Source organism: Streptomyces venezuelae (genome assembly GCF_008642335.1).
GTDB lineage: Bacteria > Actinomycetota > Actinomycetes > Streptomycetales > Streptomycetaceae > Streptomyces > Streptomyces venezuelae_F.
The window spans coordinates 7,558,485-7,574,632 of record NZ_CP029191.1; the positions used below are offsets into that span (position 1 = coordinate 7,558,485).

Genomic DNA, 16,148 nt, shown 5'->3' on the forward strand with positions numbered 1-16,148 from the left:
CCGGTGCTCCGGTGAATGCCCACCCCGGACGGTCGCGCCCATTCCTCCCGCGGTCATAGCATCTGATTCTCCGTGCGAGGCCGCGCGCATTTCCCGTGCATGCCCGCCTCTCCGTCCAAGTGCGAAGACTGAGCGGTTGGACGGCTCTCTTCCTCGTACGGCCCGGACAGACGGAACAGCCGAGGGGAATTGCTCGGCCAGGGGGAATGATGAACGGCAACGCTGCTCGCACTCTGCCCCTCCTCGACGCCCAGGAGGGAATCTGGCTGGCGCAACGTGTATCGGGCTCGCGCCGGCTGTACAGCGTCGGACAGTACGTCGCCATCGAAGGGCCCGTGCACCCGCACTTGTTCGAGCGTGCGTTGCGGCAGTTGACGGACGAGACGGAAATCCTCCACGCACGATTCGAGGACGACGGCGCGGGCGGCGCGCGCATGACGTTCCCGCCCCCGCAATTACGTGCCCTCCTCGATTTCCACGACCTCACCGAGGAGGAAGACCCGAGGAAAGCCGCCGAGGCGTGGATGAGGGCCGAACTCGACCAGGAGATCCCCTCCCACGCCGACCGCCTCTTCTCGTACGCCCTGTTCCGCCTCGCCCCCGATCACCACATCTGGTACCAGCGCTACGACCATCTCCTGATGGACGCCCACGGCTGCTCCCTGCTCGCCCGCCGCGCCGCGGACCTCTACACGGCACTCCTCACCGGACAGCCCTGCGCCCCCGCGGCACACGCCCCGCTCCGCGCGCTGCTGGACGAGGAGACGGCGCACCGCGCCTCGGAACGCCACGAGGCCGACCGGCGGTATTGGCACGAGCGTTTCGCGGACCGCCCCGACCTGACCGGCATCCCGGGTCACACCGTGCCCGAGGCCGGCCCCGGCGACGTGCTGCGCGAGACCGGCCACCTGCCGTCCCATGCCGTCGCGGCGCTGCGCGCGGCGGCCGCCCGCGCCGAGGCGAGCTGGCCACGCCTCGTCGTGGCGGCGGTCGCCGCCTTCGTCGGCCGCCTGGGCGGAACGGACGAGCCGATCCTGAGCCTCCCCGTCGCGGGCCGCACCGGCGACCGGGCCCGACGCACGCCCTGCACGATGGCCAACATCCTGCCGCTCCGCGTCCCCGTCACCGCCGCCACGAGCTTCCTGGACCTCGTACGGACGACGGACGCGGAGATCGACGCCCTCCTCGACCACCAAGGCCTGCGAGGAGAACGGCTGCGCCGCGAACTCGCCTGGCCCTCGGGCGACCGCTGGCACTTCGGCCCGTACGTGAACGTCATGCCCAGGGCCGGGGAAACCCTGTCGTTCGGGGGCCATCCGTCCGTCGTGCGCGACCTGTCGAGCCGCCGCGTCGAGGAGTTCGGCGTGCTGGTGAGCGGCGCGCCGGAAGGCCAGGACATGGAGATCACCTTCGAGGCCAACTCCGCCTTCTACGACGGCCCTTGGCTCCGATCGGCTCTCCGTGCCTTCCTGCACTTCCTGGAACGGTCGACCGCCGACCCGTCACAGCCGATCGGCGCAGTCTCCCTGCTGGACGCGCCCGAGCGCGCCGAGCTGCTGCGCAGCTGGAACGCCACCGAAGGACCGGCCCCCGCCGCGGACTCCGTGCCGAAGCTGCTGGCCCGCCACCTCGCCTGGTCCTCGGACGCGGTGGCGGTACAGGACGGCGAACGGCTGCTCTCCTACGCGGAGTTGGACAGGGAGGCCGGTCGCCTCGCGTCGTATCTCGCCCACGCGGGAGTGGTCCGGGGCGACCGGGTCGCGGTCGTGATGGAACGTTCGGCCGATCTGGTCGTGGTGTTGCTCGCGGTGTGGCGGGCGGGGGCGGCGTTCGTGCCGGTGGATGTGGAGTATCCGGCGGAGCGGGTGGCGTTTCTGCTGGCCGACTCCGATCCCGCGGCGGTGGTGTGCACCGAGGCGTACCGCGGCGCGATCCCCGCGGATTACGAGGGTCGGCGGGTGGTGCTGGACGACCCGCGCGTCCGCGCGGCCGTCGCCGCGTGCCCTGCGGATGGTCCTGCGGTGTGGGTGGGCGGGGATGACGTGGCGTATGTGATGTACACGTCGGGGTCGTCGGGGGTGCCGAAGGGTGTGGTGGTGCCGCATGGGGCGGTGGCGGGTCTGGTGGGGGATTCGGGCTGGTCGTTGGGTGCTGGTGATGTGGTGTTGATGCATGCGCCGCATGCGTTTGATGTGTCGTTGTTCGAGGTGTGGGTGCCGTTGGTGGCGGGCGGCCGGGTGGTGGTCGCGGGTGCGGGTGTGGTGGATGCGGGGCGCATCCGGGCGGCAGTCGGCGATGGCGTGTCGGTGGTGCATGTGACGGCGGGGTTGTTCCGGGTGTTGGCGGAGGAGTCTCCGGAGTGCTTTGCGGGTCTGCGTGAGGTGTTGACGGGTGGGGATGTGGTGCCGGCGGGTGCGGTGGCGCGGGTGCGGGAGGCATGTCCTGGGGTGGCGGTGCGGCATTTGTACGGGCCGACGGAGATCACCCTCTGCGCGACCACCCACTTGCTGGGTCCGGAAGCGGAGGCGGGGCGGACGCTGCCCATCGGCCGTCCGCTGGCCGACCGGCAGGTGTACGTCCTGGACGCGGCGCTGCAACCGGTCCCTGCCGATGTCGTGGGGGAGCTGTACATCGCGGGAACCGGCTTGGCGCGCGGCTATTTGGGGCGGCCGGGCCTGTCGGCCGGGCGGTTCGTGGCGTGCCCGTTCGGCGACGGGGTCGGGCGTCGGATGTACCGCACGGGTGACCTGGCGCGGTGGACAGCCGACGGTGAGCTGCTGTTCGTGGGGCGTGCGGACGAGCAGGTGAAGGTGCGCGGGTTCCGGGTCGAGCCGAGCGAGGTCGAGGCGGTACTGGCCGGGCACGAGGGGGTCGGCCAGGCGGTTGTCGTGGCCCGCCGGGACGGAGGGTCCGGCAGCGGCGACCGGCGGCTGGTCGGGTACGTCGTACCGGAGGGCGGGCGTGAGGTCGAGGCCGGGGCGCTGCGGGCGTACGTGGCGGAGCGGCTGCCGGAGTACATGGTCCCGGCCGCCGTGCTGGTCCTGGACGCCCTTCCGCTCACGGCCAACGGCAAGGTGGAACGCGCCGCCCTGCCGTCGCCCGACTTCGAGGGCGCGGGGACGGTGCGCGGTCCCGCGACACCCGTGGAGGACGTCCTCAGCGGACTCTTCGGCGAGATCCTCGGCCTGGGCCGGGTCGGCACCGACGTGTCGTTCTTCGATCTGGGCGGGGATTCGCTGTCGGGGATGCGGCTGGTGGCGCGGGTGCGTGCGGTCCTCGATGTGGAGGTGGGGATCGGGGAGTTGTTCGGGGCGCCGACGGTGGCGGGGCTGGCGCGTCGGGTGGGTGAGCGGGTGGGGTCGGCGTCCGGTCGTCCGGAGTTGGCGGTGCGGGTGCGGCCGGATGTGGTGCCGTTGTCGTTCGCGCAGCAGCGGATGTGGTTCTTGAACCGGTTGGAGGAGACGGTTCCGGGGGCGGCGTCTGCGTACAACTTGCCGTTGGTGCTGCGGATTTCGGGTCGGCTGGATGTCGCCGCGTTGGAGACGGCGCTGGGGGACGTGGCGGACCGTCACGAAAGCCTGCGGACGGTCTTCCCCGAAGCCAACGGCGTCCCCCGTCAGCAGGTTCTGGACGGCGCGGCGGGACGGCCTTCCCTGATGACCGTGGAGTGTGCCGCGTCCCGGGTCGAAGAAGCGCTGGCGGAAGAGGCGGGATACGGCTTCGACCTGCGGAGCGAGCTGCCCTGGCGGATCTGCCTGGTGGGGGTCGGCGAGGGCGAGTGTGTGCTGTCCGTGGTGGCACATCACGTGGCGGTGGACGGGTGGTCCATGGGGGTGCTGGCCAGGGATCTGGAGACGGCGTATGCGGCGCGGTGTGAGGGTCGGGCTCCGGGGTGGGCCGGGTTGCGGGTGCAGTACGCGGACTACGCGTTGTGGCAGCGGGAGGTGCTGGGGAAGCTGGACGACCCGGCGAGCGTCCTGAGCGGCCAACTCGCCTACTGGCGCGACACGTTGGAGGGCCTGCCCCAGGAATTGGCGCTGCCGCTGGATCGCGCCCGTCCCGCAGTGCCGTCTTTCAGGGGGCGGCTGGTGCCGGTGGCGGCGGACGCGGATACGCATGCGCGGCTGGTGGGGGTAGCCGGGCAGGGGCGGGCGACGATGTTCATGGTCGTGCATGCCGCCGTGGCGCTGCTGCTGTCCCGTCTGGGTGCGGGTGATGACATCACGCTGGGCACGCCCACCGCAGGCCGTGAGGACGCGGCGCTTGAGGAGCTGGCGGGCTTCTTCGTGAACACGCTGGTGCTGCGCGCGGACGTGAGCGGCGATCCGACCTTCGCCGAGCTTCTGGAGCGGGTGCGGGCCGCGGACCTGGCCGCGTACGCCCACCAGGACGTCCCCTTCGAGCGCCTCGTGGAGGAGGTCAACCCGACGCGGTCCGTGTCCCGCAACCCTCTCTTCCAGGTCATGCTCGCCCTGGACCACGTGCCCGAGCCGCGGTGGCGCCTCCGGGGCGCCGAGGTGCGTTCCGCGTCGATGAAGGCCCCGGCCGCCCGCTTCGACCTCGCGGTGACCCTGACGGAGCGCCGCGACGAACGCGGGGCCCCGGCGGGCCTCGGCGGCGAGATCCTCTACGCCGCCGACCTCTTCGACCACGACACGGCCCTGTCCCTGGCCGACCGCCTTGGCCGTGTCCTGGAGCAGGTCGCCGCCGACCCGGGCCTCCGCCTCAGCGAGATCGACCTCCTGGCGCCCGCCGAACGCACGCGGATCGTGCGGCGCTGGAACGACACGGCGACCGACGTCCCGGACCTGTCGGTACCCGAGCTCTTCGAGCGGTGCGCGTCCCGTTCGCCGGGGACGGCCGCGGTCAGGTGCGGTGACCAGGCCCTGTCGTACGGGGAGCTGGAGGCGCGGGCGAACAGGCTGGCCCGGTACCTGGTGGGGCTCGGGGTCGGCCCCGAGTCCCGGGTGGGACTGTGCCTGCCGCGGGGCGTCGACATGGTCGTCGCGGAGCTGGCGGTGTGGAAGGCGGGCGGCGCTTTCGTCCCGCTGGACCCGGAGTACCCGCCGGACCGCCTCGGCTACGTGCTCGCCGACAGCGAGGCGTCCGTCGTCCTGGGCGTCGAGGACACCCTCACAGCGGTGCCCGTGGGCGCAGCGCGAACGGTCCTCCTGGACGACCCGGACATCGGGCGGGCACTGGAGGCGGAGTCCACCGCCTCCCTCGGCGGCCGGCCGACCCGGCACCAACTGGCTTACGTGATCTACACGTCCGGCTCGACGGGTCGGCCCAAGGGTGTGGCGGTCGCGCACGGCAGCGTGACGAATCTGGCGGCGGCGATGCGTCCGGTGCTGGGTGTGGACGTGGGCGTGTCGGTGCTGCAGTTCGCGTCGTTCAGTTTCGACGCGGCGGTGCTGGACGTGGCGGCGACGCTGTCCGGCGGCGGCACGCTCGCGATCGCGTCCTCGGAGGAGCGGGCGGAGCCGTCGGCGCTGGCGGCGATGATCGAGACGGCGGGGGTGACGACGGCCAGCGTCGTGCCCTCCCTGCTGAGCGTCCTCGACCCGGCCACGGTCTCCGGCGTACGCACCTGGGTCCTCGGCGCCGAGCTGCTCACCGCCGACCTCGCGAGCCGGTGGACGCCCCGGGCGCGCGTGTGGAACACCTACGGCCCCACGGAAGCCACCGTGATGGCCACCGCGGGCCCCGTGGACGCCGGCATCGACCCCGGCGACGAGGCGCCGCCCATCGGCCGCCCGCTCGGGAACGTACGCCTTTACGTCCTGGACGAGTTCCTGCGCCCCGTCCCGCCGAAGGTCGCCGGCGAGCTGTACATCGCGGGGCCGGGCCTCGCCCGGGGCTATGTCGGGCGCCCCGACCTGACGGCTGAACGCTTCGTGGCGTGCCCGTTCCCCGGAACCGCCCTCGATGGCGGTGGCGGGGAGCGCATGTACCGCACCGGGGACCTGGCCCGCTGGACGCCCGACGGCCGGCTGTCGTTCGCCGGACGCGCGGACGAGCAGGTGAAGGTGCGTGGGTTCCGCGTGGAGCCCGGCGAGGTCGAGGCGGTGCTGACCCGGCACGAGTCGGTCGGCCAGGCGGTCGTCGTGGCCCGCCAGGACGGCGGACCGGGCAGCGACAAACGCCTGGTCGCCTACGTCGTCCCCGACGAACGACAGCTTCGGCACCAGCACGCGCGCCGCGACGACATCGACCCCCAAAAACTGCGCGCGTACGCGGCCCGGACCCTGCCCGAGTACATGGTCCCGGTGGCGGTCCTGGTCCTGGATGCCCTGCCGCTCACCGTCAACGGCAAGCTCGACCGGGCGGCCCTCCCGGCGCCCGACTTCGCCGCCCGCGTCTCCCGGCGCGAACCGAGGACGCAGACCGAGGAGATCCTGTGCGGCCTCTTCGCGGAGGTCCTCGGCCTGGAGTGGGTCGGGATCGAGGACGGGTTCTTCGATCTGGGCGGGGATTCGCTGTCGGGGATGCGGCTGGTGGCGCGGGTGCGTGCGGTCCTCGATGTGGAGGTGGGGATCGGGGAGTTGTTCGGGGCGCCGACGGTGGCGGGGCTGGCGCGGTACGTCAGTGAGCGCGCGAACGGGGGCGTGGGTTCAGGGTCCGGTCGTCCGGCTTTGGCGGTGCGGGTGCGGCCGGATGTGGTGCCGTTGTCGTTCGCGCAGCAGCGGATGTGGTTCTTGAACCGGTTGGAGGAGACGGTTCCGGGGGCGGCGTCTGCGTACAACGTGCCGTTGGTGCTGCGGATTTCGGGTCGGCTGGATGTCGTCGCGTTGGAGGCGGCGCTGGGGGACGTGGCGGACCGTCACGAAAGCCTGCGGACGGTCTTCCCCGAAATCGACGGCGTTCCCCACCAGCAGGTGCGGCACGGCGACGCGGGACGCCCGCCACTGGTCGTTCTGCGGGCCGACGACATGACCGACGACATGACCGACGACATGGCTGACGCGGGCGGGATCGACATCGACCGCACGCTCGCCGCACAACTGACGGCCGGCTTCGACCTGCGCACCGATCTGCCGTGGCGGATCTGCCTGGTGGAGGTCGGCGAGGGCGAGTGTGTGCTGTCCGTGGTCGCACATCACGTGGCGGTGGACGGGTGGTCCATGGGGGTGCTGGCCAGGGATCTGGAGACGGCGTATGCGGCGCGGTGTGAGGGCCGGGCTCCGGGGTGGGCCGGGTTGCGGGTGCAGTACGCGGACTACGCGTTGTGGCAGCGGGAGGTGCTGGGGGAGCTGGACGACCCGGCGAGCGTCCTGAGCGGCCAACTGGCGTACTGGCGGGACACGTTGGCCGGGGCGTCGCAGGAGTTGGCGCTGCCGGTGGACCGGGCGCGTCCCGCGGTGCCGTCGTTCCGCGGACGCCTCGTGCCCGTGGCGACGGACGCGCGGACGCACGCCCGGCTGGTGGGAGTGGCGGGGCAGGGGCGGGCGACGATGTTCATGGTCGTGCACGCTGCCCTGGCGCTGCTGCTGTCCCGTCTGGGTGCGGGTGATGACATCACACTGGGCACGCCCACCGCAGGCCGTGAGGACGCGGCGCTTGAGGAGTTGGCGGGCTTCTTCGTGAACACGCTGGTGCTGCGCGCCGATGTGGGCGGCGATCCGACCTTCGCCGAGCTTCTGGAGCGGGTGCGGGCCGCGGACCTGGCCGCGTACGCCCACCAGGACGTCCCCTTCGAGCGCCTGGTCGAAGAGCTGAACCCGACCCGCTCCCTCTCGCGCAACCCGTTGTTCCAGGTGATGCTCGCCCTCCAGAACATCCCCGAGGTCACCTGGGACCTCCCGGGCGTCGACGTCCGCCCCGCGCCCCTGCCGCCCGAACTCGCCGCCCGCTTCGACCTGGCGGTGTCCGTCGTGGAGCGGCGTGACGAACACGGCGCCCCCGCCGGCCTCGACGGCGAGATCCTCTACGCCACCGACCTCTTCGACCACGACACGGCCCTGTCCCTGGCCGACCGGCTCGCCCGCGTCCTCGAACAGGTCGCCGCCGACCCGGGCCTCCGCCTCAGCGAGATCGACCTCCTGGCACCCGCCGAACGCACGCGCATCGTGCGGCGCTGGAACGACACGACGGCACCCGTCCCGGACGCCCTGGCCCCCGAGCTGTTCGGGCGGCGGGCCGAGGTGTCGCCGGACGCGGTGGCATTGGTGTCCGGTGAACAGCGCCTGACGTATGGGGAGTTGGGGGCGGAGGCGGGTCGTCTGGGTCGGTATTTGGTGGGGTTGGGTGTGGGGCCTGAGGTGCGGGTGGCTGTGGTGGGTGAGCGGTCCGTGTCGTGGGTGGTGGCGTTGTTGGGGGTGTCGTTGGCGGGGGGTGTGTTCGTTCCGGTGGATGCGGGTCTTCCGGCGGAGCGGGTGGGGTTTGTGCTGGGTGATGTGGGTCCGTCGGTGGTGGTGTGCACGGTCGGGTCTCGGGGTGTGGTGCCTGAGGGGTTTGAGGGGCGGGTCGTGGTGGTGGATGACCCGGTGGTGGCGGAGGGGAGCGGGCGGTGTGCGCCTGGTCCGTTGGTGGACGGGGAGCGGTTGCGGCCGTTGTCGGCCGCGCATGCCGCGTACGTCATCTACACCTCCGGTTCCACCGGCACCCCGAAGGGCGTCACCGTCTCGCACGAAGGCCTGCGCAACCTCGTCGCGGAGAACGTGCGGCGCTATGCCATCGACCCCGACAGCCGCGTCCTGCAACTCGTCTCGCCGAGCTTCGACGTCTCCCTCGCGGACATCTGGCCCACCCTGTGTGCGGGCGGCAGGCTCGTGCTCGCCCCGACCCGCCTGGACATCTCCGGCGACGAACTGTCCCGCCTCCTGCGCACCCGGCGCGTCACCCACGCGGCGATCCCCCCGACCTTCCTCTCGCAGCTGCCCCCGGAAGACCTCCCAGACCTGGGCCTGCTCATCACGGGCGGCGAGGCCATGCCGACGGAGGTGCGCAGGCGCTGGTCGGCCGGGCGCGCCATGTACAACCAGTACGGGGTCACCGAGTCGACGATCATCTCGACGACCGCCCTCATCCGCGACAGCGAAGGGCCGCCACCGATCGGGCGCCCGATCGCCAACACCCAGGCGTACGTCCTGGACGCGGCCCTGCGCCCGGTGCCCGCGGGTGTGGCGGGGGAGCTGTACGTCGCCGGTGCCGGGCTCGCGCGCGGCTACGTGGGCCGGGCGGGCCTCTCCGCCCAGCGCTTCGTGGCGAACCCGTTCGGTCTCGGCCGCCGCATGTACCGCACCGGCGACGTCGTCCGCTGGACCGGCGACGGCGAGCTCGTCTTCGCGGGCCGCGCCGACGACCAGATCAAGATCCGCGGCCACCGCGTCGAACCCGGCGAGATCGAGGCCGCCCTCGCGAGCTGCCCCGGCGTGCGCCACGCCGCCATGACCATCAGGGAGGACCGGCCCGGAGAACCGCGCCTGATCGGCTACGTCGCCGCGGACGGCGGCACGGTCGACGGCCGTACGGTCCGCGAGTACGTCACCGGCGTACTCCCCGAATACATGGTGCCGACGGCCGTGCTGGTCCTCGACGCCCTGCCGCGCACCGCCAACGGCAAGGTCGACCGGGCCGCGCTCCCCGCCCCCGACTTCGCGGGACGCGTCACGAGTCGGGAGCCGAGGACCGCCACCGAGGAAATCCTCTGCTCGCTGTACGCCGACATGCTGGGCCTCGACCGGGTCGGTGCCGAGGACAGCTTCTTCGAGCTGGGCGGCGACTCGATCAGTTCGATGCAACTGGTGTCGCGGGCCCGCCGCGCGGGTCTCGTCGTGACGCCCCGGCAGGTCTTCGAGGAGAAGACCCCCGAACGCCTCGCGGAAGTGGCGGAGCTCGCCGGGCACGAGACCGCGGTGGACGACGTCGGGGTCGGCGAGGTGCCGTGGACGCCGGTGATGCGGGCCTTCGGGGAGAAGGTCGCCGGCCCGGACTTCACCCAGTGGATGACACTCGGCGTACCGGCCGGGCTCGGCCTCGACGTCCTCACGGCCGGCGTCGCCGCACTCCTGGACACCCACGACATGCTGCGCGCCCGCACGGTGCCCGGCGAGCCGAAGCTGATCGTCGGCGAGCCCGGCTCGGTCGAGGCGGGCGCCGCGGTCTCCCGCGTCGACGCGACCGCCGCCGGCACCGGGGGCCCGGACGACGCCCTGGACGACATCGCGGGCCGGGCCGCACGGGAAGCGGCCCGCGAGCTCGACCCGGCGGCAGGAACGATGCTGCGGGCGGTCTGGATCGACGCGGGCCCGGACCGCACCGGCCGGGTGGTCCTGATCGCCCACCACCTGGTGGTGGACGGCGTGTCCTGGCGCGTCCTCGTCCCGGATCTGCGGGCGGCCTGCGAGGCGGTGGCCGCGGGCCGCACACCGCGGCTCGACCCGGTGGGCACGTCCTTCCGCCGCTGGTCCGAACTGCTGACCGCGCAGGCGGCGGACGAGTCCCGGCTCGCCGAGCTGCCGGACTGGCTGACCCTGCTGGGGAACCACCAGCTCCCGTTGACGGGCCGGGCCCTTGACCCGGACGTCGACACGTCCCGCACCCTGCGCCGCCGCTCGTGGACCGTTCCACCGGCGCAGGTCGAGACGCTGGTCGGCAGGACACCGGCCGCGTTCCACTGCGGTCTGCACGAGCTGCTCCTCGCCACCCTCGCGGGCGCCGTGACGCACTGGCGCCCCGAGACCGCCTCCGGGCTGCTCATCGACATCGAGGGGCACGGACGCGAGCCGCTGAACGGGACCGACCTGCTGCGCACGGTGGGCTGGTTCACGAGCGCACATCCGGTGAGTCTGGCGGTGACCGGCGCGGACCTGGACGACGCTATGGCCGGCGGCGGGGCTGCCGGTACGTTGGTGAAGGCCGTCAAGGAGCAGGTGAGGGCGGTCCCGGGAGACGGACTCGGCTACGGCCTGTTGCGCCATCTGAACCCCCGGACGGCCCCGGTCCTGCGGGCCGCACCGGCGGCGGAGATCGGCTTCAACTACCTCGGCCGGTTCGCCGCGGCGGCGGCCGAGGCGGAGACAGCGGTCGCGGAGCCCGGGGCGGTCGCCGGAGCGGCCGGGGTCGGCGTCGGGGCCTGGCAGTTGGCGGGACCCGCCGGGGCCGGCGGCACGGACGGCTCGGACACACCGGCCCCGCACGTGCTGGAGGGCATCGCGGTCGTCCGGGACACGCCGACAGGCCCCGAACTCGCCGTCACGCTCAGCTGGCCGCGACGGCTCCTCGCCGAGGCCGACGTGGAGCGGATCGGCGGGACCTGGGTGCGACTGCTCGCCGGACTCGCCGCCCACACCGACGACCCGGCCGCGGGCGGGCACACCCCGTCCGACTTCCACCTCCTCGACCTGGAGCAGGACGAGGTCGACCAGTTCCAAGCGATAGCAGCGAAGCTCGAGGGAGGCCTGTCCCGGTGAAGTCTTCAACCGCCGCCCACGGCGCTGCCCTGGCCGAGGTGTGGCCCCTGTCGCCACTGCAGGAAGGGCTGCTGTTCCACGCGGACTTCGACGACCGGGGCCCCGACGTATACGCCGTCCAGTTCCTCCTGGACATCACAGGACCCCTGGACCCGGACCGGCTCCGCGCCTCCTGGCAGACGCTCCTCGACCGGCACGCGGCCCTGCGGGCCAGCTTCCACCGCAGGAAGTCCGGCGAGGCGGTACAGCTCATCACCCGCAACGTGCCGTTGCCCTGGCGCGAGGCCGACCTCTCGGACCTCACCGATCCGCGAGGCATGACCGACCAGGACACCTCTGACCAGGACACCTCCGACCAGGACATCTCCGACCAGGCCGAGAAGCTGGCCGCGCAGGAACGCGCCGAGCGCCTCGACCTGACCGTGCCCCCACTGCTCCGCCTCCTCCTGCTCCGGCTCGGCACGGAACACCACCGCCTCGTCGTGACGTCCCACCACCTCCTGATGGATGGCTGGTCGATGCCGGTCCTCCTGAACGAGCTCTCACAGGTGTACGAGGCGGGCGGCGGCCCGTCCGTATCGAAGCGCGCGGCCTCCTACGGTGAGTACCTGGCGTGGCTGGGACGCCAGGACAAGGAGGCCGCGCGCACGGCATGGCGGGCGGAGCTGGCCGGAGCGGACGAGCCGACGCTCGTGGCGCCCGCGGACCCGAGCGGCGCGCTCGTCCTGCCGGAGGAGACACCCCTGCGCCTGTCCGAGGACGACACGCGGGCCCTGACGGAGACCGGCCGCGCCCACGGACTCACCGTGAACACGCTGGTGCAGGGCGCGTGGGCCCTGGTGCTCGCCCGCCTCACCGGACGCTCGGACGTCGTCTTCGGTGCCACCGTCGCGGGCCGCCCCGCGGAACTTCCGGGCGTGGAGTCGATGATCGGCCTGCTGATCAACACGCTCCCGGTCCGCGTACGCCTCGACGGCGCGCAGCCCGTGGCCGAGCTGCTGACCGGCCTCCAGGCGCGTCAGTCCGCCCTCATCGCCCACCAGCACCTCGGCCTCGCGGAGATCCAGAAACTCGCGGGCCCGGGCGCGATGTTCGACACCCTCGTGGTCTACGAGAACTACCCCGCGCCACCCGCCCGCCCGGCCACCGCCGACCTCCCCTCCTTCACCGCATCGGCGGGCCACCAGGCGACCAACTACCCGGTGACCCTCGGCATCCTCGCCACCGACCGCCACCTGCACGTGCACGTCACGTCCCGCCCGGACCTCGTCCCGCAGGAGCAGGCCGCAGAACTGGGCCGACGCCTCATCCGCGTCCTCCGGCAGATCGCGACCGACCCGACGACCCCGACGGCCCGCATCGACATCCTGGACGCACCGGAGCGCGAACGCGTCGTCCGGGAGTGGAACGACACGCATTATCCGCTGCCGACCGCCTCCGTCCTGCACGACTTCGAGCGCTGGGCGTCCCGTTCCCCGGGTGTGGTGGCGGTGCGGTGTGGTGAGGAGGCTGTGTCGTACGGGGAGTTGGAGGCGCGGGCGAACGGGCTGGCCCGGCGGTTGGTGGGTTTTGGGGTCGGTCCGGAGTCGCGTGTGGGGCTGTGTCTGCCGCGTGGTGTGGACATGGTGGTGGGGGAGTTGGCGGTGTGGAAGGCGGGTGGTGCGTTCGTTCCGCTGGATCCCGAGTATCCGTCCGACCGGTTGTCGTTCATGGTGGCCGACAGCGGTGCGCGGGTCGTCGTGAGCGCGGGGGAGAGTCTGGCGGACGTGAGGGTCGGCGACGCGCGGGTCGTGCTCCTGGACGAGGAGGACATCGACTGCTCCGAGGTTCCTCTTGGCGTCGGCTTGTCCCCGGATCAACTCGCGTACGTCATCTATACGTCGGGTTCGACGGGGCGTCCCAAGGGTGTGGCGGTCGCACACGGTGGTGTGGCGAATCTGGCGGCGGCGATGCGTCCGGTGCTGGGTGTGGACGTGGGTGTCACAGCGCTGCAGTTCGCGTCGTTCAGCTTTGACGCGGCCGTATTGGACGTGGCGGTCACGCTGTCCGGCGGCGGCACGCTCGCGATCGCCTCCGCCGACGAGCGGGCCGAGCCCTCCGCGCTCGCGGACATGATCGAGTCGGCGGGGGTGACGACGGCCAGCGTCGTGCCGTCCCTGCTGGGCGTCCTTGACCCGGCAGCGGTGCCGGGCATACGCAACTGGGTGCTGGGCGCCGAGCTGTTGACGGGAGAACTGGCGAGCCGGTGGACGCCGCGGGCGCAGGTGTGGAACACCTACGGCCCGACCGAGGCCACCGTGATGGCCACGGCGGGACCCGTGGACGCCACGACCGGACCGACCGACGATCCACCGCCGATCGGCCGCCCGCTGGGCAACGTACGGACGTACGTCCTGGACGGCTTCCTGCACCCGGTTCCGGTCGGGGCGACGGGCGAGTTGTACGTGGCCGGGCCTGGCGTGGCTCGGGGATATGTGGGGCGGCCCGACCTGACGGCGGAGCGGTTTGTGGCCTGCCCGTTCGCGGGTGGTGGCGGGGAGCGCATGTACCGCACCGGTGACCTGGCGCGCTGGACCGCCGACGGACAGCTGTCGTTCGTGGGGCGTGCGGACGAGCAGGTGAAGGTACGTGGGTTCCGGGTGGAGCCCGGCGAGGTCGAGGCGGCGCTAGCGGCGCATCCCGAGGTGCGGCAGGCGGCCGTGATCGCCCGCGAGGACCGTCCCGGCGACAAGCGCCTCGTCGGCTACGTCGTGCCCGAGACCGAGGGCCTGGAGATCCAGACCGTGCACGACCACCTGGCGCAGGCGCTGCCCGACTACATGCGACCCGCTTCCCTCGTGGTCCTGGAGACGCTGCCACTGACGGTGAACGGGAAGGTGGACCGGGCCGCGCTGCCCGCGCCGGACTTCGCCGCGCGGGCCACGGGCCGTGAGCCGCGTACGGAGACCGAGCGCGTGCTGTGCGCGCTGTTCGCCGAGGTGCTGGGGCTTGAGCGGGTCGGTGTCGAGGACGGCTTCTTCGAGCTGGGCGGCGACTCCATCAGCTCCATGCAGCTGGCTTCGCGGGCGCGCCGTGCGGGGCTCGTGGTCACGCCCCGGCAGGTGTTCGAGGAGAAGACGCCGGAGGGCCTGGCCGCCGTTGTGCAGGTGCCCGACGCGGCACATGCGTCCGTCGACGTCGGTACCGGGGTGGTGCCGTGGACGCCGGTCATGCGGGCGTCGGGGGAGCGTGCGGCACGGCCGGGGTTCGCGCAGTGGGTGGTGCTGGGAGTGCCGGGCGGTATCGGGACGGATGTTCTGGCGGCGGGCCTCTCCGCCGTGCTCGACGCGCACGACATGTTGCGGGCCCGCACCGTTCCCGGTGAGGCGCGGTTCGTGGTGGCGGAGCGCGGGTCGGTCGACGCGGCCTCGCTGGTGTCGCGCGTGGACGCGGTGGGGGCCGGGCCCGAAGTGGTGAGCGAGCTGGCGGACGGTGCTGCGCGGGACGCGGCGGGGCTGCTGGATCCGGTGTCCGGAGTGATGGTGCGGGCGGTGTGGGTGGACGCGGGCCCCGACCGGCTCGGTCAACTCGTCCTCGTAGCACACCACGTGGTGGTGGACGGCGTGTCGTGGCGGGTGCTGGTCCCGGATCTGCGGGCGGTGTGCGAGGCGCTGGCCGAGGGACGGGTGCCGGAGCTGGATCCGGTGGGGACGTCGTTCCGGCGCTGGTCGGAGCTGCTGGCCGCGGAGGCCGTGGGGGAGAAGCGGGTCGCGGAACTCGAAGGATGGCTGGACCTGCTCGGTGAGGCCGAGACCCGGGTCCCGCTCGCACGGCGGGAGTTGGACTCGTACATCGACACGGTGGGCACCTTGCGCTGGCATACCTGGGTGGTGCCGCCCGAGCAGACGGAGACGCTGCTGAGCGGGACGCCGACCGCGTTCCACTGCGGTGTCGACGACATCCTGCTGGCCGCCCTGGCCGGTGCGGTCGCGCGCTGGCGGCCGGCCGCGGCCGCGGGTCTCCTGGTCGACGTGGAGGGGCACGGCCGTGAGCCGCTCGCGGGGCACGACGTGGATCTGTCCCGCACGGTCGGCTGGTTCGCCGCCACCCACCCGGTCCGCCTGGACACCTCAGGGATCGACCTCGACGACGCCCGAGCGGGCGGCCCCGCGGCGGGCGCACTCCTCAAGTCGGTCAAGGAACAGCGGCGTGCGGTCCCTGGCGGCGACGGACTCGGCTACGAGCTCCTGCGTCACCTCAACCCGCAGACCGCACCCGCCCTCCGTAGCCGTCCAACCCCCGAGATCGGCTTCAACTACATGGGACGGTTCGCGTCCGACGTACGTGCGTCCTCCGCGGGCGGCGCATGGCAGGTGCGGGGCGAGACGGCCGTCGGCGGCTCGTCCGACCCCGACACACCCCTGCGGCATCTCCTGGACGCGGGCGCGATGGTCCAGGACGCCCGGGGCGGGCGACGGCCGGAACTCACGCTCACCCTCAGCCGGCCCGCGCACCTCGTGACGGACGACGAGGCCGAAGAGCTCGGCCGGACCTGGGTGGAGCTCCTGGGCGGCCTGGCCGCCCACACCGACGCGCCCGCCTCGGGCGGCCACACGCCCTCCGATTTCCCGCTCCTCGATCTGGCACAGGACGAAGTCGACGAATTCGAAGGTACGCCGGGCGTCCCGGCGGAGGGCCCCTGACCCTCCCTGACCCGGCCGCCACCCACCAAACCCACCCTTCCCATCCCGCCCG

General features: G+C 72.7%; 2 protein-coding genes. Both read left to right on the forward strand.

The window, feature by feature from the left end; all coding sequences use genetic code 11:
* Window positions 1-209: 209 nt before the first annotated feature.
* Entirely contained in the window at window positions 210-11,414 is an 11,205-nt protein-coding gene (locus DEJ49_RS33785; protein WP_223833098.1) for a non-ribosomal peptide synthetase, read from the forward strand.
* On the forward strand, window positions 11,411-16,096 hold the full coding sequence (locus DEJ49_RS33790) for a non-ribosomal peptide synthetase (RefSeq protein ID WP_150187635.1): 4,686 nt from the start codon (window positions 11,411-11,413) through the stop codon (window positions 16,094-16,096). The genes DEJ49_RS33785 and DEJ49_RS33790 overlap by 4 nt, the downstream gene beginning before the upstream one ends.
* The last annotated feature ends 52 nt before the right edge of the window (window positions 16,097-16,148 follow it).